The 21,085-nt window shown below is 68.0% G+C and carries 16 protein-coding genes and 1 pseudogene; 5 read left to right on the forward strand and 12 right to left on the reverse strand.

Translation table 11 applies throughout. The annotated features are described in order from the left end of the window. Positions 1 to 17 precede the first annotated feature (17 nt). Genes MKK65_RS18225 through MKK65_RS18235 form a run of 3 tightly spaced genes read right to left on the reverse strand, consistent with a single transcriptional unit; the run spans position 18 to position 3,828 of the window. Positions 18 to 1,454 carry an MATE family efflux transporter gene (locus tag MKK65_RS18225; RefSeq protein WP_243959507.1) on the reverse strand — a complete coding sequence of 479 codons (1,437 nt, stop codon included), beginning with the start codon at positions 1,452 to 1,454 and terminating at the stop codon, positions 18 to 20. Positions 1,455 to 1,459: 5 nt separating this feature from the next. Beyond that, positions 1,460 to 2,791 carry a lysine N(6)-hydroxylase/L-ornithine N(5)-oxygenase family protein gene (locus tag MKK65_RS18230; protein ID WP_243959509.1) on the reverse strand — a complete coding sequence of 444 codons (1,332 nt, stop codon included), beginning with the start codon at positions 2,789 to 2,791 and terminating at the stop codon, positions 1,460 to 1,462. A 32-nt stretch (positions 2,792 to 2,823) separates the two neighbouring features. Continuing rightward, entirely contained in the window at positions 2,824 to 3,828 is a 1,005-nt protein-coding gene (locus MKK65_RS18235; protein ID WP_243959512.1) for a GNAT family N-acetyltransferase, read from the reverse strand. 150 nt (positions 3,829 to 3,978) lie between these two features. Between MKK65_RS18235 and MKK65_RS18240 the strand changes: the two genes are divergently transcribed. Beyond that, positions 3,979 to 6,819, forward strand: coding sequence for an amino acid adenylation domain-containing protein (locus MKK65_RS18240; RefSeq protein ID WP_243959513.1), 2,841 nt, complete (start codon positions 3,979 to 3,981; stop codon positions 6,817 to 6,819). After that, positions 6,816 to 7,589 carry a GNAT family N-acetyltransferase gene (locus tag MKK65_RS18245; RefSeq protein ID WP_243959515.1) on the forward strand — a complete coding sequence of 258 codons (774 nt, stop codon included), beginning with the start codon at positions 6,816 to 6,818 and terminating at the stop codon, positions 7,587 to 7,589. Before MKK65_RS18240 ends, MKK65_RS18245 begins: the two co-directional genes overlap by 4 nt. A 517-nt stretch (positions 7,590 to 8,106) precedes the next feature. On the opposite strand, the gene MKK65_RS18250 is transcribed toward MKK65_RS18245, so the two are convergent. Further along, the gene (locus MKK65_RS18250; RefSeq protein WP_243959517.1) at positions 8,107 to 8,430 is read right to left on the reverse strand and encodes a hypothetical protein; all 324 of its coding nucleotides are present in this window, start codon (positions 8,428 to 8,430) and stop codon (positions 8,107 to 8,109) included. Between the two features lie 198 nt (positions 8,431 to 8,628). Here MKK65_RS18250 and MKK65_RS18255 point away from each other — a divergent pair, with 198 nt between their 5' ends. Beyond that, on the forward strand, positions 8,629 to 8,997 hold the full coding sequence (locus MKK65_RS18255) for a hypothetical protein (RefSeq protein ID WP_243959519.1): 369 nt from the start codon (positions 8,629 to 8,631) through the stop codon (positions 8,995 to 8,997). A gap of 48 nt (positions 8,998 to 9,045) precedes the next feature. Here the strand turns inward: MKK65_RS18255 and MKK65_RS18260 are convergent, their stop codons facing one another. After that, entirely contained in the window at positions 9,046 to 9,255 is a 210-nt protein-coding gene (locus tag MKK65_RS18260; RefSeq protein WP_243959591.1) for a hypothetical protein, read from the reverse strand. Positions 9,256 to 9,278: 23 nt separating this feature from the next. Beyond that, positions 9,279 to 9,581 (reverse strand): DUF6894 family protein, encoded by a 303-nt coding sequence (locus MKK65_RS31570; protein ID WP_409565451.1) that lies wholly within the window; start codon positions 9,579 to 9,581, stop codon positions 9,279 to 9,281. Between the two features lie 113 nt (positions 9,582 to 9,694). Between MKK65_RS31570 and MKK65_RS18265 the strand changes: the two genes are divergently transcribed. After that, complete coding sequence (locus MKK65_RS18265) at positions 9,695 to 10,147, forward strand: LexA family protein (RefSeq protein WP_243959521.1); 453 nt, start codon at positions 9,695 to 9,697, stop codon at positions 10,145 to 10,147. Next, positions 10,144 to 11,472, forward strand: coding sequence for a Y-family DNA polymerase (locus MKK65_RS18270; protein ID WP_243959523.1), 1,329 nt, complete (start codon positions 10,144 to 10,146; stop codon positions 11,470 to 11,472). Before MKK65_RS18265 ends, MKK65_RS18270 begins: the two co-directional genes overlap by 4 nt. 263 nt (positions 11,473 to 11,735) lie before the next feature. Here MKK65_RS18270 and MKK65_RS18275 read toward each other — a convergent pair whose 3' ends face one another. From MKK65_RS18275 to MKK65_RS18300, 6 genes and pseudogenes are all read right to left on the reverse strand, one after another. Beyond that, entirely contained in the window at positions 11,736 to 11,969 is a 234-nt protein-coding gene (locus MKK65_RS18275) for a hypothetical protein (protein ID WP_243959525.1), read from the reverse strand. Between the two features lie 339 nt (positions 11,970 to 12,308). After that, positions 12,309 to 13,643 (reverse strand): IS1182 family transposase, encoded by a 1,335-nt coding sequence (locus MKK65_RS18280; protein WP_243959527.1) that lies wholly within the window; start codon positions 13,641 to 13,643, stop codon positions 12,309 to 12,311. 304 nt (positions 13,644 to 13,947) lie between these two features. After that, a pseudogene (locus MKK65_RS18285) lies at positions 13,948 to 14,398 on the reverse strand (transposase); the annotation flags it as partial. Positions 14,399 to 14,713: 315 nt separating this feature from the next. Continuing rightward, on the reverse strand, positions 14,714 to 15,985 hold the full coding sequence (locus tag MKK65_RS18290; protein WP_243959529.1) for an efflux RND transporter periplasmic adaptor subunit: 1,272 nt from the start codon (positions 15,983 to 15,985) through the stop codon (positions 14,714 to 14,716). A gap of 13 nt (positions 15,986 to 15,998) precedes the next feature. Further along, a complete protein-coding gene (locus MKK65_RS18295) occupies positions 15,999 to 19,196 on the reverse strand; it encodes an efflux RND transporter permease subunit (protein ID WP_243959530.1) in 3,198 nt (1,065 codons plus the stop codon). A 708-nt stretch (positions 19,197 to 19,904) separates the two neighbouring features. Continuing rightward, positions 19,905 to 20,669, reverse strand: coding sequence for a hypothetical protein (locus MKK65_RS18300; RefSeq protein WP_243959531.1), 765 nt, complete (start codon positions 20,667 to 20,669; stop codon positions 19,905 to 19,907). Between the last annotated feature and the right edge of the window lie 416 nt (positions 20,670 to 21,085).

The following is a 21,085-nucleotide window of genomic DNA, read 5'->3' on the forward strand; positions in this document are numbered from 1 at the left end:
CTGCGCGGATGGGCGTCTCACGCGCTCTGGTGTGCGGCCTCGTGCGTCGGGGGCATCTCCACTGCCTCGCTGCCCTCGACCGGCGCTGCGCCGCCTGCCCTGCGAGTGCCCGCACTGGACAGCCACGCCAGCATCAGCGCGAGGCCGAGACCGTCGGCGAAGAACTCGGCCACGATCCGACTCGCCAGTACGCCGTCATACCCAAACAGCCGTGGCAGGATCAGGAGTGGCGGGATCAGCGCCAGCCCCTGCGCAGCCAGCGAGACCGCCGCGGCCCGGCGGGGGGCGCCGATCGCCTGGAACAGGGTCGCAGCGGTAAGCTGTAGCCCCACGGGGGCGAACGCCACCGCGAAGGCGGCCGTGGCGCGCGCGCCCTCCCGGGCCGTCTCGGCATCCTGCGCGAACAGGGCCATCAGCGGCCGAGCGAGGGCGACCATCAGGCCGCCCACCACCAGCCCGTAGATCAGGGAGGCGGCCGTAACGAAGCCAAGGGCACGATGCAGGCGGTCCAGCCGGCCGGCGCCCCCGGCATGGCCGAGCACGGCCTGGGCGCCGGCCATCATGCCGAGGAGCGGCAGGGACGCCACCAGGACGAGGCGTAGGGCGAGCCCCTGGGCCGCCACCGCGGCGTCGCCGTAGGGGGCGGCCGCCTCGACGAACAGGACCATCGCGAAGGCGGCGAGCAGGCTTGATCCGGTGGCTGGCACCGCGAGCCGCAGCGCCTCGGGAAGCAGGCCCGGCCGGATCCGCCCGCCGCCGGGCCACCGGAACCGGATTTGGTCCGGGCCCCGGGCCCGGGCGAAGTGCAGGCCGTAGGCGGCGGCCCCGGTGGCCTGCGCACCGATCGCCGCCCAGCCGGCGCCCGCGGTGCCGAGGTCGCAGAGCCGGATCAGGACCCAGTCGAGCAGGATGTTGAGGCCGAAACTGCCGATCATGATCGCGCCGCTGAGGGGGGCATGCCCCTGGGCGCGGACCACGAAGCCGCCGACGATCATCACCAGCATCAGCGCGGTACCGATGGTCGCCAGCGCCGTGTAGGGGGCTGCCGCCGCCGCGAGCGCGGCATCCGCGCCAAGCAGCCCGAGCCAGGCCGGCGTGTCGACCAGGATCGCGGCCGTGACCGCCCCTCCCGCCGGCAGGCAGAGCCAGAAGCCCAGGGAGGCGGCCTCGCCGGCGCGGTCGCGGTCGCCGGCGCCGAGAGCCCGGGCGACCTGCGAGGCCGCCGCGATCCCGGTCCCGTAGCCCATGGCTGCTACCAGGAGCGTCACCGGATACGCGATGGCGATGGTGGCGATCGCCGCAGCGCCGAGATCGGCCACGAACCAAGCGTTCACCAGCATCTGCAGCGCATGGGCCGAGATGCCGAGGATCGCCGGCCCGGACAGGCGCACGACCAGGGCGATCACTTGGTCGCCGTCGAGATCCACCCGCCCGCGGCGGGGCCGCCCCTCCATGCGCATCACGGCTTGGCCGCGGCGGTCCGGATCGCCGCGCGGGCCGCCCGCTCTTCCGCCAGGATCGTCTGCGCGATGGCGCCCGCCCGCACCGGCATGATGGACAGCAGCGTCTCGGTCAGCCCGTGGGTCGGCTCACTGAAGCCCTGTAGATGCAGGCTGACCCGCGATTCGGCGGGGTCCAGCGGCAGGCGGTAGTGCCGGTCGGCGGTCTCGCCGGCCATGAACGGGCGGAGCAGGTCGAGGACCGCCGGGACCGCGGAGCGCGCGTAGCCGGTGGCGCAGATCACGGCCGCGTAGATCTGGCGCTCCTCGGTCCCGGCGACGTCGTCGCGCATCAGCGCGGACAGGCCCTCCGGGCCAGCCTCCAGGGCCAGCACCTGTGTGCTGCGCCGCAGCCGGTAGCGGGTCACACCGCTGACCTCCTGCTCGTACAGCGTGGCATAGAAGGCCTGGAGCAGGTCCGCGTCGACGACCGCGTAGTTGGTGGCGCGGTGGGCCGCGATCAGCTCCGCCCGCACCGGCGCCGGGGCGTTGTGGATGCGGTCGACGGCGGCGGGATCGAAGATTTCGTTGACGAACGGGCTGTCGTCGGCGGGCTTCAGGGCGGGCCCGCGGATCGCGAGATCGATCAGCGCGCGGGGGTAGCGCTCGCCCAGGTCGGTGGCGATCTCCACGGCGCTCTGGCCGCCGCCCACCACTAGGATGCGGGGCTGGGGGCCGTCGAGCCGCGGCTGCCCGAGGGCGCCGGCGATCCCCGGCAGGTACCAGGAGGAATGGAACAGCCGCGCGTCATCCACCAGCGGCGCGAAAGGCGACGGGATCGCCGGGTCGCCGCCCCCCGCTACGACCAGATGGCGGCAGCGGCGCAGGCGGCGCACGCCCGCCCCGTCCCGGGCCTCGACTATGAATGCGGCGAGCCGGCCCTCCCGGATCTCCGGCCGGACGGCGTCCACGGTCTCGCCATACGCGACCAAGTCGGCGAACTGCTCGGCCGCCCAGGCGAGGTAGTCGTTGTACTCGATCCGCGACGGGTTGAACGTCTTCAGGTTGAGGAAGGTGTTGAGCCGCCCCTTCACGTGCAGATAGTTTATGAAGCTGAACGGGCTCGTCGGGTCGCGCAGGGACACGAGGTCCTTGACGAAGCTGATCTGCATGTCAGCCCCGGGCAGCATCATCGCCCGGTGCCAGCCGAAGCGCTCCTGCCGCTCGAGGAAGCGGAAGCTCGGGCGCATCTTGTTGCCGACCATCGCGTCCCGGAGGGCGATGGCGAGGGACAGGTTGGCCGGGCCGAAGCCGATGCCAATGATGTCGTCGGTCGCGGGGTGATCCGTCATCGCGCGTCTCTCGTCAGGTCGTGGGAGGGCGATCAGGCGGCCGGTACCGCCGGGGGGCGCGGTGCAGCGTCTGCGACTGCAGCACCCGGCACCCAGAGTCGGTCGCGGACGAAATGCTCGCGCGACAGGCTGACCAGGGCGGCGCGCTTGTGCGGGAAATCGATCGTGGCGATCGTGGCGAAGCCCGAGCCGTGCAGGTTGCGGATCTGCCGGGCGTGGTCAGCCCGGGGCTCGCCGACGATGCGCTGCGTGCGCGGCTCGTCGAGAAACAGATAGTGCATCAGCGAGGGTAGCCAGGCCGAGAGGTACGGGCGCCCGCGGATCGCGGCATCGCCGATCGCCACGTGCCAGCCGCGGTCGTAGGGACCGGCTTCGTAGAGGGGGCCGACGCGGCTCTCCCGGGCCCAGTACAGTTCGAAATAACCGAACGGCGCGTCGTCTAGGCAGCCGAGCAGCGGCAGGCTGGCCGGATCGGCCTGCAGCCGGGCAATATAGGCCTGGTGCTCCGTCAGCGTGCCGCGCTCCTGCCAGACCTCGGCGACTCGGGGATCATTCATCCAGGCCGAGAACAGCGCGACATCCCCGGCCTCCGTCATCGTGCGGAAGCTCAGGCGGCGGCCGAGCCACGGGATGTCCCGGGTGTAGACCGTGCCAGCCGGTGTCCCAGGCCGCAGCGGATGCCGGCGTCCGTCCGTCACCGTGACCAGTTCGGGAAAAGGCGGTCGGGAATCGGGCAGCCAGCGGGCGGCGCATTGCCAGAGCAGGCCTGGCAGGATCTCGACTCCGGTTCCGATGTGCCGTGCGGCTCCGAGGGCGAGTAGCCGCGCAGCGGTGTGGGGACCGGCCTCGACGCTGATGCGCAGGACCCGCGTATTCTCGGTCGTCAGCGCCTCGGCCCGGGCCAGGATCGCCTCCGCGGCGATCTGCGGTGGGGCCGGATGGACGAGCCGGATCACCGGCGCCTCTGGGCTCCCGTCTAGGCCGAGCCGCACCGCCCGAGACCCGTTGCTCGCCTCGTCCCTCAAAATGTCCGTCATCCGTCCTCCGCGTGTCGCCAGCACCTCCCTGACGGTTGGTCCCGGCCGCGATTCAGCGTTTTTTTGCCACCCTGCGGGCGCTCCGCCGTGAACCGTGCCGGGCGTCAACCGTCAGATGTGTCGAGGCCCGAGGGGCGCAGGAGCGAGCGGATGGACATGCAAGCCGGCGGGGATTCGACAGAGGATTCGAGTTCGGATTGGACCTGGGACGCGGTGGTGGTGGCGCGCGACACAGCCGGGCACGCCGCCTTCTGGCCAGCCGGACGCGAACTCCCCGCCGGCTGGACCCGGGCGCACGGCCCCTGCGGGATCGAGGCGGCGCGGGCCTGGATCGAGGAGCCGGCCAACGCTCTGGACCCGGCACCAGCCTCCGCGCCCGACGCCGATCCAGAGAGCGTCCCGGCGCGCCTCGCAAGCCTCGCCGCAGCGGATCCCGAAAAGCCGGCCGTACTGTTCGGCGCAGAGACGCTCACCCGGGGCGACCTCGATGCCCGCGCCGCCGCCCTGGCGGCCGGGCTCGCCGCCCGCGGAATCGGCCGGGGGGAGCGGGTGGCGGTGGCGCTGGAGCGCTCCCCGGAGATCATCGTCGCGCTGCTCGGAGTCTTCCGAGCCCGGGCCGCCTTCCTGCCGCTCGATCCCGAATACCCGGCCGCCCGCATCCACATGATGCTGGAGGATGCGGGCATCACGCAGTGCATCACTACGCCTGAGATCGCCGCCCGGCTCGACCTGCCCGCGGGGATCGCCCGGCTCGATCCCGCCGCCCTGGCTGCGCCGGGCGAGCCCATGCTTCAGATGCCAGAGCCCGATGACCCGGCCTACCTGATCTACACCTCGGGTTCGACCGGTCGGCCGAAAGGCGTCCTGGTCGAGCACGGCCCGCTGGCCATGCATTGCCGCACCACCGCGGATGCCTACGAGATGGATGCGGCATCCCGCGAGCTGCACTCTCTGTCCTTCGCGTTCGACGGGGCGCACGAGCGCTGGATGACCCCGCTGGTCGCGGGCGGCTGCATCGTGCTGCGCGGCCCGGAACTGTGGACCGCGGCTGAGACCCTGGTGCAGATCCGCCGCCACCGGGTCACGCATGCGGGCTTCCCGACGAGCTATATCGGCCAACTCGCCGACTGGGCTGAGCGCCTGGGCGAGGCGCCGGAAGTGCAGGTCTATTCCTTCGGCGGCGAGGCGATGGCCCGCGAGACCTTCACGCGGCTCGGCCGCATCCTGAAGCCGCGGCTGCTGATCAACGGCTACGGGCCGACCGAATGCGTGATCTCGCCGCTGATCTGGAAGGTGCCGCCGGGCACGACCTTCGAAGAGCCCTACGCGCCGGTCGGCAGCCCGGTGGGCATGCGGGCGGCCTACGTACTGGGGCCTGATCTCGAGCCGATGGCGCCGGGTGCGACCGGCGAACTCTATATCGGCGGCGGCCTCGCCCGGGGCTACTGGCGCCGGCCCGCCCTGACGGCCGAGCGCTTCCTGCCCGACCCGTTTGCCCCGCAGGGCGGCCGGATGTACCGCACCGGCGATCGCGTCCGCCAGCGGCCCGACGGCAGCCTCGCCTTCGCAGGGCGGGCGGACGATCAGGTCAAGATCCGCGGCCACCGGGTCGAGATCGGCGAGGTCGAGGCGGCTCTGCGGGCGCTGCCCGAGGTGGCCGACGCCGTGGTCCTGCGCCGGGAAGCCCCCGCGGGCGTGTATCTCGCCGGCTACGTCGTCCCGGCCAGCGGACGTCGCCCGGAGGCCGGACGCCTGCGCGCCGCCCTTGCCCGCCGGCTTCCGGAACCGATGGTCCCGGCGAGCCTGACGCTGCTCGACCGGCTGCCGGTGAACGCCAACGGCAAGCTCGACCGTAATGCCCTACCGGACCCGACCGCCGATGACCGGCGAGGGCGCCCGCCCGGCAGCGCCACGGAGCGGCGGCTCGCCGGGATCTGGTCCGAGGTACTGGGCTTCCCGGTTCGGGTCGCGGATCGGCGCTTCTTCGCGCTCGGGGGTGATTCCCTGTCGGCCCTGCGGCTGGTGGCGCGCCTGCGCCTCATCGCCCCCCGGGGCGGGATCGGGGTGGCGGATCTCCTGCGCGATCCGACCATCGCGGATCTGGCCGCCCGGATCGACGCGGAGGCGGAGGCCACCGACGAGGGTCTGACGCCAACGGTCCGGCTCTCGGCCGGTGGCGGATCCGAGCGGCCACTCCTGGTGCTGTTCCCGGGCCTCCTGGTCAGCACCCGGGAATACGAGCCGCTCGTTGGCCATCTCGGGCCCGGGCAGGAGGCGCACGGCTTCCTGTGCGCCTCCCTGGTCGAAGCCGTGCGACCGCTGCCGGATGTCGCCAAGCTCGCCGTCGCCTATGCCGAGCGGGTGCGGGGCCTGATGCGCGTCCGGCCGCGCGGCTGTGCGTTCCTGGGCTGGTCCTGGGGCGGGGTGCTCGCCTACGAGACCGCCCGGCTGCTCGGGCCAGGATTTCCCCTGGAGTTCGTCGGCATGCTCGACGTCTGCGGGCTGGAGCCGAATTTCGCCCGCGGCGCCGGCCGTCCGATCTACGCTGAGGAGCGGGCCGCGCACGAGACGATGGTGACTGGCTGGCTTGAGCGCTCGCCGATGCGCGCTCACTGGGAGGGCCTTCGGGCGCGCATGGACCCGGAGGCGGCGGTACAGTTCCTGCGCTTCCTGGCCGCCGAGCCGCAGCCGCTGCCCACCGACGGCCCCGAGGTCGGTAGCCGGGAGCGGATCCTGTGGACGCTGGTCGATCACGCGATCCAGTTCCGGGCGCTGCGTCTCGTCCCCGGCTCGGTGCCGATCCGCAGCTTTGTGGCGGCGGAATCCCGCGCCCGCGGCCTGCCGGTGATCGACTGGCAGCCGCTCACAACCCGGCTCCTATCCGTGGAGACCGTGCCAGAGACCGATCATCTCGACATCGTGCTGTCGCCGCACCTGCACGCCCGGATCGTCGCGCTGACAGCGCCGCGCCAGGCCTGGAGCGCGGCGTGAGCACGGACGCGCACACCTTCGAAGAGCTGCGGGACGCACATCTGACCGCGCTCACCGGCTCCCTGATCGACGGCCTTGAGCACGGTCCGGGCGGGGCCGTCTATGTCTGGTCGCGCGCGATCCCGGATCCGACCCTGAACTTCGCCTGCGGGGTCCGCCGGCCCGACCAGTTCAGCTGGGCCGGGGCGATGGCGCTCGGCCGCGCCAGGGCCCCCGCCTTCCTCGCCCGGGACGCGGCCGAGGCCGCGGCCCTGCGGACGCTGTTCGAGCCGGCCGCCGCTTATCCGGCGAGCTGGATGGTGGCGCGGCTGACTCCGTCGCAGCCCGCCCCGGACCGAGTCGTCCACGCTCATGCCACGCTCGCACCGCCGCCGGATTTCGAGCAGGTCTTCGCCCATCTGTCGGACGCCCCAGTCGTGAAAGCGCATCTGCGCCGGTTCTACCTGCCGGCTCTGCGGGCGGCGCGGTCTCGGCCGGGGCTGGTGCCGGTCCACCTCGTCCTGCAGGACGCGACCGGTCCGGCGGCCTGCGCGAGTCTCTACCTGCGCGGCGGCTTAGCGGGGCTGTACAACGTCAGCACCCGGGTCGACCGTCAGCGCCGCGGTCTCGGCGGCGCCGTGACGGTTGCTGCCCTGCGCGAGGCGCAGGCGCGCGGGGCACGCTGGGCTTTCCTGCAATGCCCGGCCGGCGGCGGCATCGAGGCGCTCTACGCGCAGGCCGGGTTCAAGACGGTCTACTCGCCGGAACTCCTCTGTATGAGCGAGCCGTAGCATGTGCTCGTGCGAACCCAGGACATAGGAGGTATCTTGGCTGCTAACATCTCCGTCAGTTGGGCCGGCGCCAGGATTCGGGTGCGGTCTCCGCCCTGATCGCGCTCCGGGTCGGCATCATCGCCGGCCGGTCGCTCCCGCGGGATCCATCGAGCTGTCACGGCGATCCGGCTAAGATACTCCGATCCCATCCCATCCCGACCTGCTCGGGACAGCGCCGCGGCGTGCTTTTTTGTATCCGCGGCAGCGATACAATGCTCACGGGTCCGGCTCCGCCACCCCTCGGGGTTGAGATCTGGAAAAGCTCGCCCGGGACCCACCTGTGCGGGCTTCTTCATGCTCGAATCCCGGGCTGGGATTGGCAGCGTTAAAGACGCAGCATGCCACGGGAACCGCCCGGTCTCATCCTGTTCCCAAGCCGCGTTGCGTATCGGCTCGACCGCTGGTGAGATCGGACGCTCCCCCGCCCCGTGAGCAGATCGGGGCGGGGCCGAGCGGATCATTCGATGCGGGAAGGCTACTCCGATTTCCGGTGTCCGCGCCCGTGCTGCTCCTTTTCGGCGCCGGCCGCAGCCGCAGCCTCCTTCTCAGCCTTGCCAACTGTCGCCGAGGTCGTGGCCGCGTCGCTGGTCCCGCCTGCCGGTGCATTCGATGCCGCCGACTTGGGATGCCCCTTGCCCTCGGTCGTCGACTCCGCTTTCCCACCTTCGAGAACCTCAGGGTGGCCTGCGTCGGCCTTTGCGCTCCCTGCCTCTTGGACCTCGGCGGCCTTCTGTTCCTTAGCGCTCATCGTGCTGTGGCGCTGGCCATCGCCGTGCTGTCCCTTGGCTGGGTTCGACATCGCGCTCTCCTCCATCGTGGTCAGGCGGCAACTGCGTGCGCCGCTGACGGTTCGGAGGAAAAGCCAGCGTGCGACGAAAGGTCGAGCACTCACCGTCGAGGGAGCGGCGGCGAACACCGCTAATGACATCCGCCCACCCGGCCCAGCGCCTGGCCGGTTTTTCCGTTTCGGCAATCATTCGCCCGTACCGCCGGGGGCATGTCAGATCTGCCACCCGCCGTCGCCACCTGGCGCGATCAACTCGAACGCATCTCCGAGCGCGCCTCGCCCTGTCGCTACCTCACGCCGACGCAGTGGGCGACGTTCCGGGAAGCGGCTATCGACTTCTGCGATCAATTAGGCGCTGACGCGGTCGCGCTCGGCTGGACGGATCGGCAGCTGTTCGGAGTGCATCCTGAGCACGGCACGCTGCGGGTCGACTACTGCGGTGCGCTGATGATCGCCGGCAAGAAGGCGCAGGCCGTCGAGGCTGAGAGGGTCGTGTTCGAGCGGACCGCTGGCTACCGGAATACGCCGGGCAAAATGTGGGGACCGCCGATCTGGGAGTTCAAGGCGAAGGTCGGCTGACCTTCATCCGCCCTGCAGGCTCTCGGCGAAGTCGTCGAGGATCTCGCCTCACTGCCCGAGGATCGTGACGACTTCCAGCTCGGCAGTCTCGTCGTCAGCTACCACCTTCAGCGCCGCCGCCCCGGGCATACGGTTGGCTAGGTTTTCAGCCTTCTTCAGGGCGCCGCTCTCAGTCTGAGCGGCCTCCTGGCGGGCAGGACGCAAGCGCTTGCGGTGGATTTCGAACGGCTGCACCACGTAGCTGGTTTTCATCGCTATTGCGTCTCTCCCGTCTGCTACGCCTACTCGCAGGCCACCTTCACCAAAGTGAACGCCCGCATCAGCACGGACCGGCCTGCGGCGTCTCGCACATCGACGATCCACGCAGTCCAGTCCTGGCTGCCGCCACCCGCCATCAGGTCGATCGCTACCCGATCCGCTTGCTGTCGGACCTCGCGGCTGCTCGATAGCCATCGCCCGTTCAAATCCAACGCGGCGTCGCCCCCACCCAGGCAATGGAAGCGGTAAAGCCTCCGCGGCATTGGCCTTTTCCCGACCTTTCCACACTCGCCCACTGCGATCTCGGCGGGGCCCGACACAGCCATTGAACTACGCTCACGCGCCGTGTTTGTTCATGGTGTGTTCTATTCGATATGGAGGTCGCGATGCACGCCCGGTGGTACGAACCAGCTGTGGACGCCGGAACTCGCTGAGTCTCATGCCAGCTCACCGGATCGACGAGTTGCTCGTCGGCAGTCCCGACGCCGTGCGGGTCCCGCTGATCGGGCAGGCCCTATGCGCTGGCTTCCCCAGCCCAGCCGACGACTTCCTAGAGGGCGCGCTAGAGCTGCCACGCTGGCTCGTGCCGAACCCGCCCGCCACGTTCCTATGGCGCATCTCCGGATCGTCCATGGAGGGGGCCGGGATCTACGACCGGGATCTCGCCTGCGTCGACCGCAGCCTCACGTCGTCCCATGGTAGCATCGTCGTTGCGGCGGTCGACGGGCAGATGAGCTGCAAGCGCCTGGTGATCGACGGCAACGTCGCCCGGTTGGCGTTCTGCAATCCAGCCTTGCCAGCCTTCGCGGTCGACGAACTCGGCGAGGGCGTGATCTGGGGCGTGGTCCGCTTCTCGATCCGCTGGCACGTCGCCCGCGGGCAGCTGTCGTGAGTGCGCCGGCCCCGCGCCAACGCGACCGCATCGGTGGCGGCCGCGCCGTGGCCTTGATCGACGGCAACAGCTTCTACTGCTCGTGCGAGCGCGTGTTCGATCCGAAGCTCGCCCTGGTGCCGGTGATCGTCCTCTCGAACAACGACGGCTGCGCCATCGCCCGCACGGCCGAGGCCAAGGCGCTCGGTATTCGGATGGGCGAGCCGTACTTCAAGATCCGCGACCTGTGCCGGCGGCAGGGCGTGCGCGTCTTCTCGTCGAACTACACCCTCTACGGTGATATGTCGGGGCGCACCAACGCTGTGTACCGGCAGTTCAGCCCGCAGGTGGAGATCTACTCCATAGACGAGAGCTTCCTGAACCTCTCGGACGTGGCGCCGGGTCTACGGGAGGAACTCGCCCGGGATCTGCGCGCCACGGTGCGGGCCTGGACTGGCATCCCGACCTGTGTCGGCATCGGCCCGACCAAGACACTGGCGAAGCTGGCCAACCACATCGCCAAGACCGTGCACGAGCTGCAGGGTGTATGCGATCTGACTGACCCGGTCGCCTACGAGCATTGGCTCTGCCGGATCGATGTCGCCGAGGTCTGGGGTATCGGCCGGGCCTCGCTGGCGAAGCTGGAAGCGATGGGCGTAGAGAGCGTAGCGGACCTGCGCGACCTCGACTCGCGGCCGGTGCGCAAGGGCCTAACGGTAGTGGGCGAGCGCATCATCCACGAGCTGCGCGGGCTCGCCTGTCTGCCCTTGGAGATGGTGCCGGCCCGACGGAAGGGCTGCGCGGTCACGCGGTCGTTTAGCAGCCGCATCACCGAACGGGCGGTACTCGAGGAGGCGGTGGCCGCACATGCTACCCGACTGGGCGAGAAGCTGCGGCGGGAGGGGCTGGCCACCAACCACGTGTCGATCTTCTACCATACCAGCGAGCACGATCGGGATGCTCCGATGCGCTCGGTCTCCACCACCATCACCCTTCCCGAGCACACCAACGACACGCTGGTGCTGATTAAGGCAGCACGGCTCGGGGTGGCCAAGACCTGGCGCGAGCCCGGCCAGCGGTCGTGGCGGTACTCCAAGGCCGGCATCATCACCAACGACCTAGTGCCGTTGTCGCACAGCCCGCTGGCCTTGATCGACGCCATGGACCGGGAGCGGTCAGGGCCGCTCATGGCGGCGATGGACGCCTGCAACGCGCGCTGGGGCCGCGGGGCCGTAGTGCCCGCCCGCTCGGGGCTGGTGGCCAAGCGGAGGTGGAACACGAAGTTCGAGATGCGGACGCCGCGCTACACGACGCAGGTGGGCGAGCTGCCAGTGGCGCACGCCTGATGATCGCAGGTCGCATCCAGCCATGGTGTGGAAGCGCACCTGAGAGCTGAAACAACGCCACTTATGCGCGGGCTACAACCTATGGGCGGTTGTTCGCTGCACTGAAGGTGCATAGGTCGATGCTGTGGGACGGCGATGACATCGTGGTCCTGCAGCCCTCCCAAGGGCGTTTCCTCCCAAGACTTCGGGCCGCTCCTTCGGGGGTGGCCTTTTTTCTGCCCAGGCCTGATCGGGGTCGCCGAAATCACAGGTCCAAGGCGTCGTTACCCGGCCTCGGCCAACTCCTCGACACTTGAAGCCACTGTGAAGCCTTCGCGATCGAACACGCTGTAGATCACCGCCGCCGGTTTGAGGTTGAGGCTGGCGATGTGCACGGCAGCAGCCTCCCTAGCGCTTGCTACCGTTTCGTAGGGATCGGGCAGTTGGTACATGCGCGTCTCTACCTCCTCATCGGTTGAAGCAGGCTCGGCGATCGTGATTTCGACCGTATAGGACATGTTTGTGCGCACCCTAGCTCGGTGAAAGACACCAAATAACCATAGAAGTAGGATGATGTGCAGCGGTTTTTAGATTAGCCATAGCAATCCGCCGCGTAGCATTTCTGCCTCCGTACGCTCGCCTAACTCGCTCCGTTCTGAGCGATTGCCAATAAGAAACGCACGAAGACGATAAAGCGATGCGTGTCCCCAGAATGAAAGCTGGGAGTTCGCTGAGTGCTACTCGCCCACCCTCCCGCACCTCTTCCTAACTGCAAGCCCTAGGAGCCCGTCCGAGTAACAGGTTTGCGGATCGAGATCAGGGTTGAGATCAGGGCGAGCTAGCAGCCTGCGTCATGCTCAGTGCCCGGCCTTGGCCAGCTTGAGGAGGTTGTGGGCGGTGCAGATCATCGCCCATTCGCTGCGGACCTGATCGAGGCCGCGTAGCAGGAACTGTCGGAAGCCCCGGGCCTGCTTGACCTGCCCGAACACCGGCTCGACGATCTGCTTCCTGAGGCGGTAGCGGCTCCGGCGGCCAGCCCGCTTCAGCCGCGCAGCCATCGCACGCATTAGGGGCGTCTTCGTCAGCCTTCGACGACCGGTCGCATCGCCCTCGCCGTGACGCGCCCGCCCCGGAGCGAGATAGGGGGTGATCCGCCGCTGCTTCAGCGCGGCCAGGTTCGCCTCGTTGGCAAAGCCTGCATCGCCCGAGACCTCGCACGGTTTGCGCCCGAGATGAGCGCGGACGTCATCGATGAGTGGCACGAGGGCGCGGGCGTCGGCGGCGTTTGTCACGAGGCGGTGCGCCACGATGATCTGATGCGCGGCATCGACGGCGATCTGCCTATTGTAGCCCTGTACGAGCCCGTCGCGGGTCGGCAGGATCCGGCTGTCTGGGTCAGTGAAGTTGCGCTGCGCCCGGTCCGGTCGTCCGCCGTCCTCGGCACGTAGGGGCCGACCCTGCCAGCGCATGCCCGAGGATGCACCCGGCCCGCTCTCGTCCTTGGGGTTGGGCGGATCGATTGCTTCCGCTCCCAGGGCAGCCTTGGCGGCACGGATCGTCTCCAGCCGTCGCTGCTTGTCGGCCATCCAGTCCGGCGTCTCGTCGCCCCGTCGGTTCGCGCCCTGCACCGCATCCCCGGCCGCGTCCGCCTCGCCCGCTTGCTCCAGCCAGGCGTCGACTTCGGCGGCCAGCGCCGGCTCAGCCGTCTTCATGCGTCCGTAGCTCATCGCCTTGTGGCGGGAGGCGTTGGCTTTCACCTTGGTCCCGTCCACTGCCACGTGGGCGAACTGGACCAGACCAGCCGCGCGGCACAGGCGCAGTACCTGCACGAACAGGTCCGACAGGGCCACGAGGTGGCGCTTGCGGAAGTCGGCGATGGTGCGGAAGTCCGGCCGGTTCAGCCCGGTCACCGCCATGACGTCGACCCGTTCCTCGCAGGCCCGGGCGAGCTGACGCGTCGAGTACAAGCCGCGGCTGTAGCCGTAGAGCAGCAGCGCCACCATCATCCCCGGATGGTAGGGTGGGTAGCCTCGCTCTTCGGTGTAGGTGTCGAGGATGGCCGAGAGGTCGAGCGCTTCCCGCACCGTGTCGCGAACGAAGTGCGCCACGTGCCCGGGCGGCACGAACTCGTGCAGCGAGGGCGGTAGCAACCAGCCCTGATCCACATCCCAGGAGCGAAACACCTTAGCCATGAGCCGAGTGAATCACCCTCTAACCTCGCCGTCGAGAGGATTACTTGGACGGGCTCCTAGCGCTTCGGCGAAGGCAAGTGACATTCTGGCCCCGCCTCTCCAGTCTCGACGCGGAGTTCCGGCGCGCTCGCAATCTGCACGGTGGTCGAAGGCTCGGCAGTCCACTAGGCGGCTAAATCACCTCAGCGTGACCGCATTAGCGCCCTGCCCCGAGAAGGCGCATAGGGTGTCATCTCTCCGCGCAATCCCGTGCACTGGGCCACCAACTGAAGGCCACGATGGCGCGCGAACTGACGACGGACAGGACCGCCTTGAACTTCGAGCCCGTCGATTGCGACGCGCGTCCCCGTCAGAAGGCCGATCTCGCGACACAACGCGATGAAGCCGGCACAGACGCGTCCGATGGCCGGTCCGTTCTGCCGGCGGAACTCGGCAATGGTCTTGTGATCGGGCGACAGCTGGCCTGTCAGCCACATGACCTCGACGTTGCGGCCCGCTTCACGCTCCAGACGCCGGCTCGACGGGATCCGGTTGAGATAGCCGTAGACGTAGAGTTTTAGGAGAGCGGCCGGATGGTAACCCGGTCGTCCCGTCCGTGCCGCATCGACGCCCGCGAAGCCGAGCGCGCCGAGATCCAGCGCGTCCACGAAGGCATCGACCACGCGGACCGGGTTGTCCTCGGCGATCCAGTCTTCAAGACAAGGCGGAAACAGCGTCGTCCGATCGCGCTCGGCACCGACAACAAACCGTCCCATGCCATCCTCCGGTCGATCCGGAAAAGATACCATCAGCAAGGTTTTGACACAGCCAGGACCTTTTTCCGAAGTTCAGAAAGTCTGCTTACGGTAAGTCTGATCCTCATCCGTGACCAATCTTGGTCGGAAGCTGTCCGGCAGGTGTAGCTCGTTCGACGCAGCGAAGCAGATGCCTGCATCAAGTTGCCAAGCCGGGGCCGCCGGCGGCCAGCGAAAGCGCCGTGTTGTCCGGTTGCAGAGGAGCCTGTCCCAGTCGCAACAGCAAGTGAAGTTGCACCGCGCGGAGGCCTGGAACGTCGGTCATGGAGGCTATCGTCAGTTCGCTGAGGCGGTACGCGGCGCAGTCTCTTCCCCGGCGACGCGGACGACGTCTCCGCTGGCCAGGAACTCCTGAGGGTTGTCGATAAGCCGATCGGTAATGCCCACGCCAGCGCGCACCTCGACCTCGTTGCCGAGGTTCCGCCCGAGCGTCACAGGCTTAAGTGCGACCCGGTGATCGTCGCCCACCTGCGCCACCTGCGTGCCGTTGCGGTCGAAAACCAGCGCGGTGGCGGACACGCGCAGCGTCCCCGGGTCTGAAGGCACGTGGAACCGCACCTCCACGAACGCCCCCGGCCAGAGTTTGCCTTCCGGATTGTCAGCCTGGAGCTCCACCAGACCCTTGCGGGAGTCTTCCGCGATGGCATTTGCAGTCGAGGTCACCTCTGCGTCGAACGATGCCTCCTGCCCTGGCACGTGCAAGGAAGCCTTCAGCCCCGGCCTCATCACGGCGAGGAAGGCCTGCGGCACGTTCACGTAGGCACGCACCCGGTGGAGGTCCGAGACCCGATAGAGCGGCCGACCCGAGGTTCCCCCTGCGGTGAGCAGGTCGCCGATGTCAACGTTGCGCGCGGTTACGACGCCGTCGAAGGGTGCTCGGACCTCCTTGAATCGTGTCAGTTCCTCCAAACGCCCGACGTTTGCCTGCTGGGCGACGATGTTTGCTTTGGCCACAGATAGGGCCGCCGTACGCGAGGCCGCGGTGAAGCGGTCGGTGTCGCCGCGCTCCTCGCTAGACCAGCCCTGCGTTACCAGGCGGGCGGTGCGCTTGTTGGTGGCCGCACTGAGATCGGCGTTCGCTTGGGCTTGGTCGACCGCAGCCTGGAGCTGAACGAGGGTAGCGCGCGCCTCGGCGAGTTGCTGGTCGAGGTCGGGCGCCGAGATCTCGGCCAGGACCTCGTCCTTGCGCACGCGTGCGCCGATGTCCCGGTGCCAAGCCGTGACGTAGCCGCTAGCGCGGGCATACAACGTACCAGTGTAGAAGGCGCTCAGCGAGCCGGGCAGGGTCAGGTCTTCGTCCATGGGCCCGCGCCGCGCGTGCACTACACGGACGGTGGGTACTGCTTGCTGTTCGGTCCAGCTCGCGACCTCCTGCATCCCCTTCGCCCGGTCGTTGATGCCGACCCAGGCGAGCGCCGCGGCGCCGATTGCCACGCCCGCCAGCAGCAGGCCGACCCGGCGCCCCGATGGAAGGCGAGGCGATGCGACAGCTGGCTCGGCGCCCGCGTGCGCGGCGTCCTCGGATTTGACGTGTTGGGTGGGGTGCATGCGAGATCTGGGGTTAGGCTGATGGGGATGAGAGGGCTTGGGGGGAAGCGTCTTCGCGTCGGGCCCCGGCGCGGCGGGGCCGTCCATGCACGATGCCGAAGACCACCGGCACGAAGAACAACGTCGCAAGCGTGGCGAACAGCAGTCCGCCGATCACGGCGCGGCCGAGCGGCGCGTTCTGACCCGGCTCGATCGCCATCGGCGCCATGCCGATCATCATCGCCAGCGCGGTCATCAACACAGGCCGCAGACGCGTCGCCCCGGCCGCCAGGGCAGCCTCGATCGCCGTGCGTCCCGCGTCGAGCTGTTCGCGGGCGAAGCTGATGACTAGAATCGAGTTGGCGGTCGCGACACCCATGCACATGATCGCCCCCGTCAACGCCGGCACAGAGACGTGGGTGTGCGTGGCGAACAGCATCCACACGATGCCGGCGAGCGCCGCTGGCAGCGCCGTCACGATGACGAACGGGTCGACCCAGGACTGGAAGTTGACGACGATGAGCAGGTAGATGAGCACGATCGCGAAGGCGAGGCCCACGAGCAGTTGCTGGTAGGCTTGCGCCATGGTCACCGCCTGCCCGCGCACCGTGACGGTCGCCCCCTTCGGTAGGTCGGCCCGCGTCTCGTCGATCGCCCGCTGGATGTCCGCGGTGACGCCGCCGAGATCTCGGTCCTGCGTCGTGGCCAGGATGTTGACGGTGGGGGCGATGTTGTAGTCGGTCGCCACCGCGCTGAGCGGCTCCGGGCGGATCGTCGCCAAGCCCCCCAGGAGCTGCTCCGAGCGGGCGGCGGTGATCGGCAGGTTGTTGAGCGCGCCCAGCGTGTCGATCGAATATTGCGGCGTCTGGACTGAGACAGGGTAAGACACGCCGTTGCGCGGGTCGAGCCAATAGGTCGGGGCGGTCTGCGTACTGCCCGACAGCGTCGCTTGGAGGCTCGCGGCCGCGTCGCCCTCGGTCAGGCCGACGACCCCGGCAAGCGCACGGTCGAAATCGACCCGCAGCGCGGGGTTGCGCGCCTGCTCCTGGATGCGGGCGTCCGCCACGCCGGCCACGCGGCGAACCCGGGCCAGGAGCGTGTTGGCGTAGGCGCGGCCCCCCGCCACGTCGCGGCTGGCGACCTGCACGTCCAGCGCGGCGGGGGAGCCGAAGTTCAGGATCTGGCTGACGATGTCGGCGGGCAGGAACGCGAAAGTCACGCCTGGAAAATCCTGCGGCAGACGCTCGCGCAGCTGTCGGGTCAGGGCCGCGGTCGATCGCCCGCCCTCCCCGCCGCCTCCGGCCTCGTCGAGGGTCACAAGCATGTCGGCGTCGAAGGTGCCGATGGTGCCGCTGTTGCCGTAGGAAATGTTGATGCCACTGATCGGAAGGCCGATGTTGTTGACAACGCTAGCCACGCGTCCCAGCGGGATCAGCGTGCGCAGTCTTCCCTCGACCCGCCCGGTCAACGCCGTCATCTCCTCGATGCGCGTGCCCGTGGGAGCCCGCAGGTGGATGCGTAGCGCCCCCGCATCCATGTCCGGAAAGAAGTCCCGCCCGAGATAGGGGACGAGGCCGAACGACAGGCCGACCACCGCGAGGAAGCCGACCGCGAAGGACTTCCGGAGCGACAGCGCCAAGCCGAGCAGCCCGAGATAAGCCTGCCGCAGGGCCTCGAAGCGGCGCTCGAAGCCCCGCTGAAACCGGGCGAAGAAGCTGGGCTTGCCGGCCGAATCCTGTCCGTGTGCGTGCTCGGTCAGCAGGTAGCGCGCCAGCGTCGGCACCAGGGTGTAGGTAAGCGCGTAGGACGCGATCATCGCGAACACCACCGCCATCGCCAGCGGCCGGAACAGGAAGCCTGCCACGCCGCCTAGCGCCAGAAGCGGCACGAAGGCGATGCAGATGCAAAACAGGGCGACGGTGGCCGGCGGCATGATCTCCTGCGCCCCGCGGGTGATAGCGGTGACGATGTCCTCGCCGAACTCCTCCATGTGTCGATTGATGTTCTCGATGGTCACGGTGGCGTCATCCACCAGGATGCCGACCGCCAGGGCGAGCCCGCCAAGCGTCATCACGTTGATGGTCTGCCCGAGCGCCGAGAGCGCGATCAGCGAGCACAGCACGGCGAGCGGGATCGACACGGTGATGATCAGGGTCGAGCGCCAGCTGCCCAGGAAGACCAGAATCATCAGGCCGGTCAGCGCCGCGGCTATGACCCCCTCGCGAACCACCGCCACAACGGACTCGCGCACGAAGCCCGACTGGTCGGCCACGTACTTGAGGTCGACGCCCGTCGGCAGCCCCGCCTGGATGGCGGGCAGGCGCGCCTTGACGTCGGCGATGATGTCCAAGGTCGAGGCGTTGCCGATCTTGAGGATCGACATCAGCACGCCCTTCTTGCCGTCGAGCTGGACGACGTTGGTCTGGGGCGGCGAGCCGTTGCGCACGTGGGCGACGTCCCGCATGAAAACCACGGCGCTGTCCACGACCTTGACCGGCAGGTCGTTGAACGCCTCGATGGTCTTGGGTGAGTCGTTGAGGTCGACGATCCACTCGAAGGTCCCGATCTTCTGGGTGCCTACCGGGTTGATCAGGTTCTGCCGGGCCAAGGCTGCGCCGACGTCGGCCGCCGACAGGCCGTGGGCGTGCAGCGCCGACTGGTCGAGATCGATCTGCACTTGGCGCGCGGCGCCGCCGTAGGCGTAGGGCAACTGCGCCCCGGGGATCGTGGTGAGTTGAGGCCGGATGAAGTTCTGCGCGAGGTCGTTGAGCGCCGTCTGCGAGAGGCTGTCGCTGGACAGGGCGAGCTGGATGATCGGCACGCTCGACGCGTTGTAGGCGAGCATCAGGGGCGGCGTGACGCCCGGCGGCAGCTGCTTGAGCTGCGTCTGCGAGATGGATGTGACCTGCGCCTGGGCTGCAGTGATGTCGACGCCGGGCTGGAAATAGATCTTCACGATCCCGTAGCCCGGGACCGACTGGGATTCGATGTGCTCGATGTCGTTGACTGTGGTGGTCAGCGAGCGCTCGAACACCGAGACGATGCGCCCCGCCATGTCGTCGGGCTGCAACCCGGTGTACTGCCAGACGACGCTGATCACCGGGATGCCGATCCGGGGGAAGATGTCGGTCGGGGTGCGCACGATCGCCATGACCCCGAAGATCAGGATCAGGATCGACATCACGACGAATGTGTAGGGCCGCAGCAGGGCCAGTCGGACGATCGCCGCCATACCTTGAATTCGCCTTGATCAATCCGGTCGACGGGTCCTAACGGACGCGTACAGAAGCATATCGTATTATGCATTCATCGGGCCAGTGCGGCAATTTGATGATGTTGTTCCCGAGAATGGCCAGAAACATGGAGATACAATTCACCATATGCGCTCATTTTATTTACCTTTGCTGTCCTCGACGGTTCTGAACAGCCTTCAATGCGTAATTTTGCGGCATGCCGAGCGCTCACTGCGCCTTGACAATTTGGACCACCGTTGCGGAAAACTGAGCTACCGACTAAATGAGGGCGTGGTGGAACTGGCCCATCCGCGCTTTGAATCAACAGCTGATCTCGGACGACACGGGGCGCTTCGCCGGCGGCTCATCGTTCGTTGAGGTAGACGCCGATGCCCCGAGTGAGACCGTGCCGACCTTCATTGGCCGAGGCGCGTTAACCAGGGTTTGCGGATGGTGAACGCATTTCCCACCATGAGGATTGATGGATCGTACCGAGGTCCGCTTCAATCAAGGCGAAGGCCTCGGACGTCCCCGGACGGGCGCAACTCCAAAGGTTCCCTTCTGAGCTTTGACATAACTTCCGCTCCCTACCCTTCTCCGAAATACAGAGGGTCCGCTTGCGGTTCGCTTAATCCAACTCTGTGATTGATACTGCCTAGCTCAGCGAGTTCCCCACGGTCCTGTCGAGTCCGCATGTTATCGTCGCCCTAAACCCTCCGAACTATGCCAATCCGACGCCAATCTCTGGCTGGAGCGGCCTCCTCCCATTCACGATCCTGGTCCGCCAGCAATGCGGCACGACGGACCTCGGTTGTCTCCATTTCCGCTGACAGCGCTTCCCTTGCCCCGTCGCCGGGGTAACGAGCGGACGTCCTGCACGCTCCCAGAAAACGGGCGAGCGTCATGACGAAACAGTCTACGTCGATGGGCGTCACAAGTCCTGTACCGAGGAGGTTGAGGCGCGAACGGCCGGCCATATCCGCACAAGAGCTGCCAGCGAACCCGAGCGCTGCGATCTTGTCGGCGTCCAGTGCCAGACGTTTGATTTGCGTTTCGCGCAGCAGCTCGAGCCTTCGTTCCCTGGTAGCCGCGACTGCGTGCGTCTGACGTGCGCTCGGCAGCCAATGTGCAATCTCATCGAGGATGAAAGTTCGAATAAGCTCGACCCGGACCGGTCCGAATTTCCTGATGCGAGCGATCTCTTCGGGAGAAGACTGAGCCAAATGAGATAGGTCGCGAAATCCTGCTTTGCGCAGGCGGGCTCGGAGGGAGGCTGTCAGGAAGCCGCGACCGAATCCCAAGGCTGAGAGATGCTGAATGTTGTCGCCAGAGAGGCCCTCGAACAGAGGGAGGCGCAAGCTGACCTCGTCAAAGAGGCTATCGTACCGGATGGTGCGCGTTGATCGCCTGGGCATCGCCGTCGCGCATACGGCGGTTTGCGGATGCACACAATGGGCGGTCGCCGCGGGCATTCGGAAGGTCTGCTTGTCTGGGATCTGATCGGGCTGGAAAGGACCAGATTGGCCGATAGCTGCCGGTCCGCTTCGGAGCTGTGCGGCGAGAAAGCAGACGGCTTCCTACCGACCCAACTCGATTGCCTGGGGCGCCATCGGCGCTTCCCGAAAGCGGCCATTGGTCCGCCATCAAGCAACTTCGGCTTGGAGTGCAGGCTGCGTGAAAACTTAGGTCCAAGCCGAAATTGTGGAACAATCTCCTACGCTGCTGCCATTTGAGCATCCTGTATGGCGGCGGTGATGCCGTCGGAATGCCTGCGCTGGCTGCGACCCGGGGCGCACCAGGGAAATTCTTCAACAAGCCATGAGTTTTCACACATGAGGTAATCGCTTGAGCGTTCCCCTCAGGGCCGGAGTGAGGCGGTCTACAATGG

The organism is Methylobacterium sp. J-001, assembly GCF_022829565.1.
Classification (GTDB): domain Bacteria; phylum Pseudomonadota; class Alphaproteobacteria; order Rhizobiales; family Beijerinckiaceae; genus Methylobacterium.

Coding starts and splice junctions, on each gene's coding strand:
- MKK65_RS18290 (WP_243959529.1), bottom strand. CDS start 15,985: ATGCACCCCACCCAACACGTCAAATCCGAGGACGCCGCGCACGCGGGC.
- MKK65_RS18255 (WP_243959519.1), top strand. CDS start 8,629: ATGTCAGATCTGCCACCCGCCGTCGCCACCTGGCGCGATCAACTCGAA.
- MKK65_RS18225 (WP_243959507.1), bottom strand. CDS start 1,454: ATGGAGGGGCGGCCCCGCCGCGGGCGGGTGGATCTCGACGGCGACCAA.
- MKK65_RS18275 (WP_243959525.1), bottom strand. CDS start 11,969: ATGTCCTATACGGTCGAAATCACGATCGCCGAGCCTGCTTCAACCGAT.
- MKK65_RS18240 (WP_243959513.1), top strand. CDS start 3,979: ATGGACATGCAAGCCGGCGGGGATTCGACAGAGGATTCGAGTTCGGAT.
- MKK65_RS18265 (WP_243959521.1), top strand. CDS start 9,695: ATGCCAGCTCACCGGATCGACGAGTTGCTCGTCGGCAGTCCCGACGCC.
- MKK65_RS18235 (WP_243959512.1), bottom strand. CDS start 3,828: ATGACGGACATTTTGAGGGACGAGGCGAGCAACGGGTCTCGGGCGGTG.
- MKK65_RS18295 (WP_243959530.1), bottom strand. CDS start 19,196: ATGGCGGCGATCGTCCGACTGGCCCTGCTGCGGCCCTACACATTCGTC.
- MKK65_RS18300 (WP_243959531.1), bottom strand. CDS start 20,669: ATGCCCGCGGCGACCGCCCATTGTGTGCATCCGCAAACCGCCGTATGC.
- MKK65_RS18280 (WP_243959527.1), bottom strand. CDS start 13,643: ATGGCTAAGGTGTTTCGCTCCTGGGATGTGGATCAGGGCTGGTTGCTA.
- MKK65_RS31570 (WP_409565451.1), bottom strand. CDS start 9,581: ATGGCTGTGTCGGGCCCCGCCGAGATCGCAGTGGGCGAGTGTGGAAAG.
- MKK65_RS18250 (WP_243959517.1), bottom strand. CDS start 8,430: ATGTCGAACCCAGCCAAGGGACAGCACGGCGATGGCCAGCGCCACAGC.
- MKK65_RS18230 (WP_243959509.1), bottom strand. CDS start 2,791: ATGACGGATCACCCCGCGACCGACGACATCATTGGCATCGGCTTCGGC.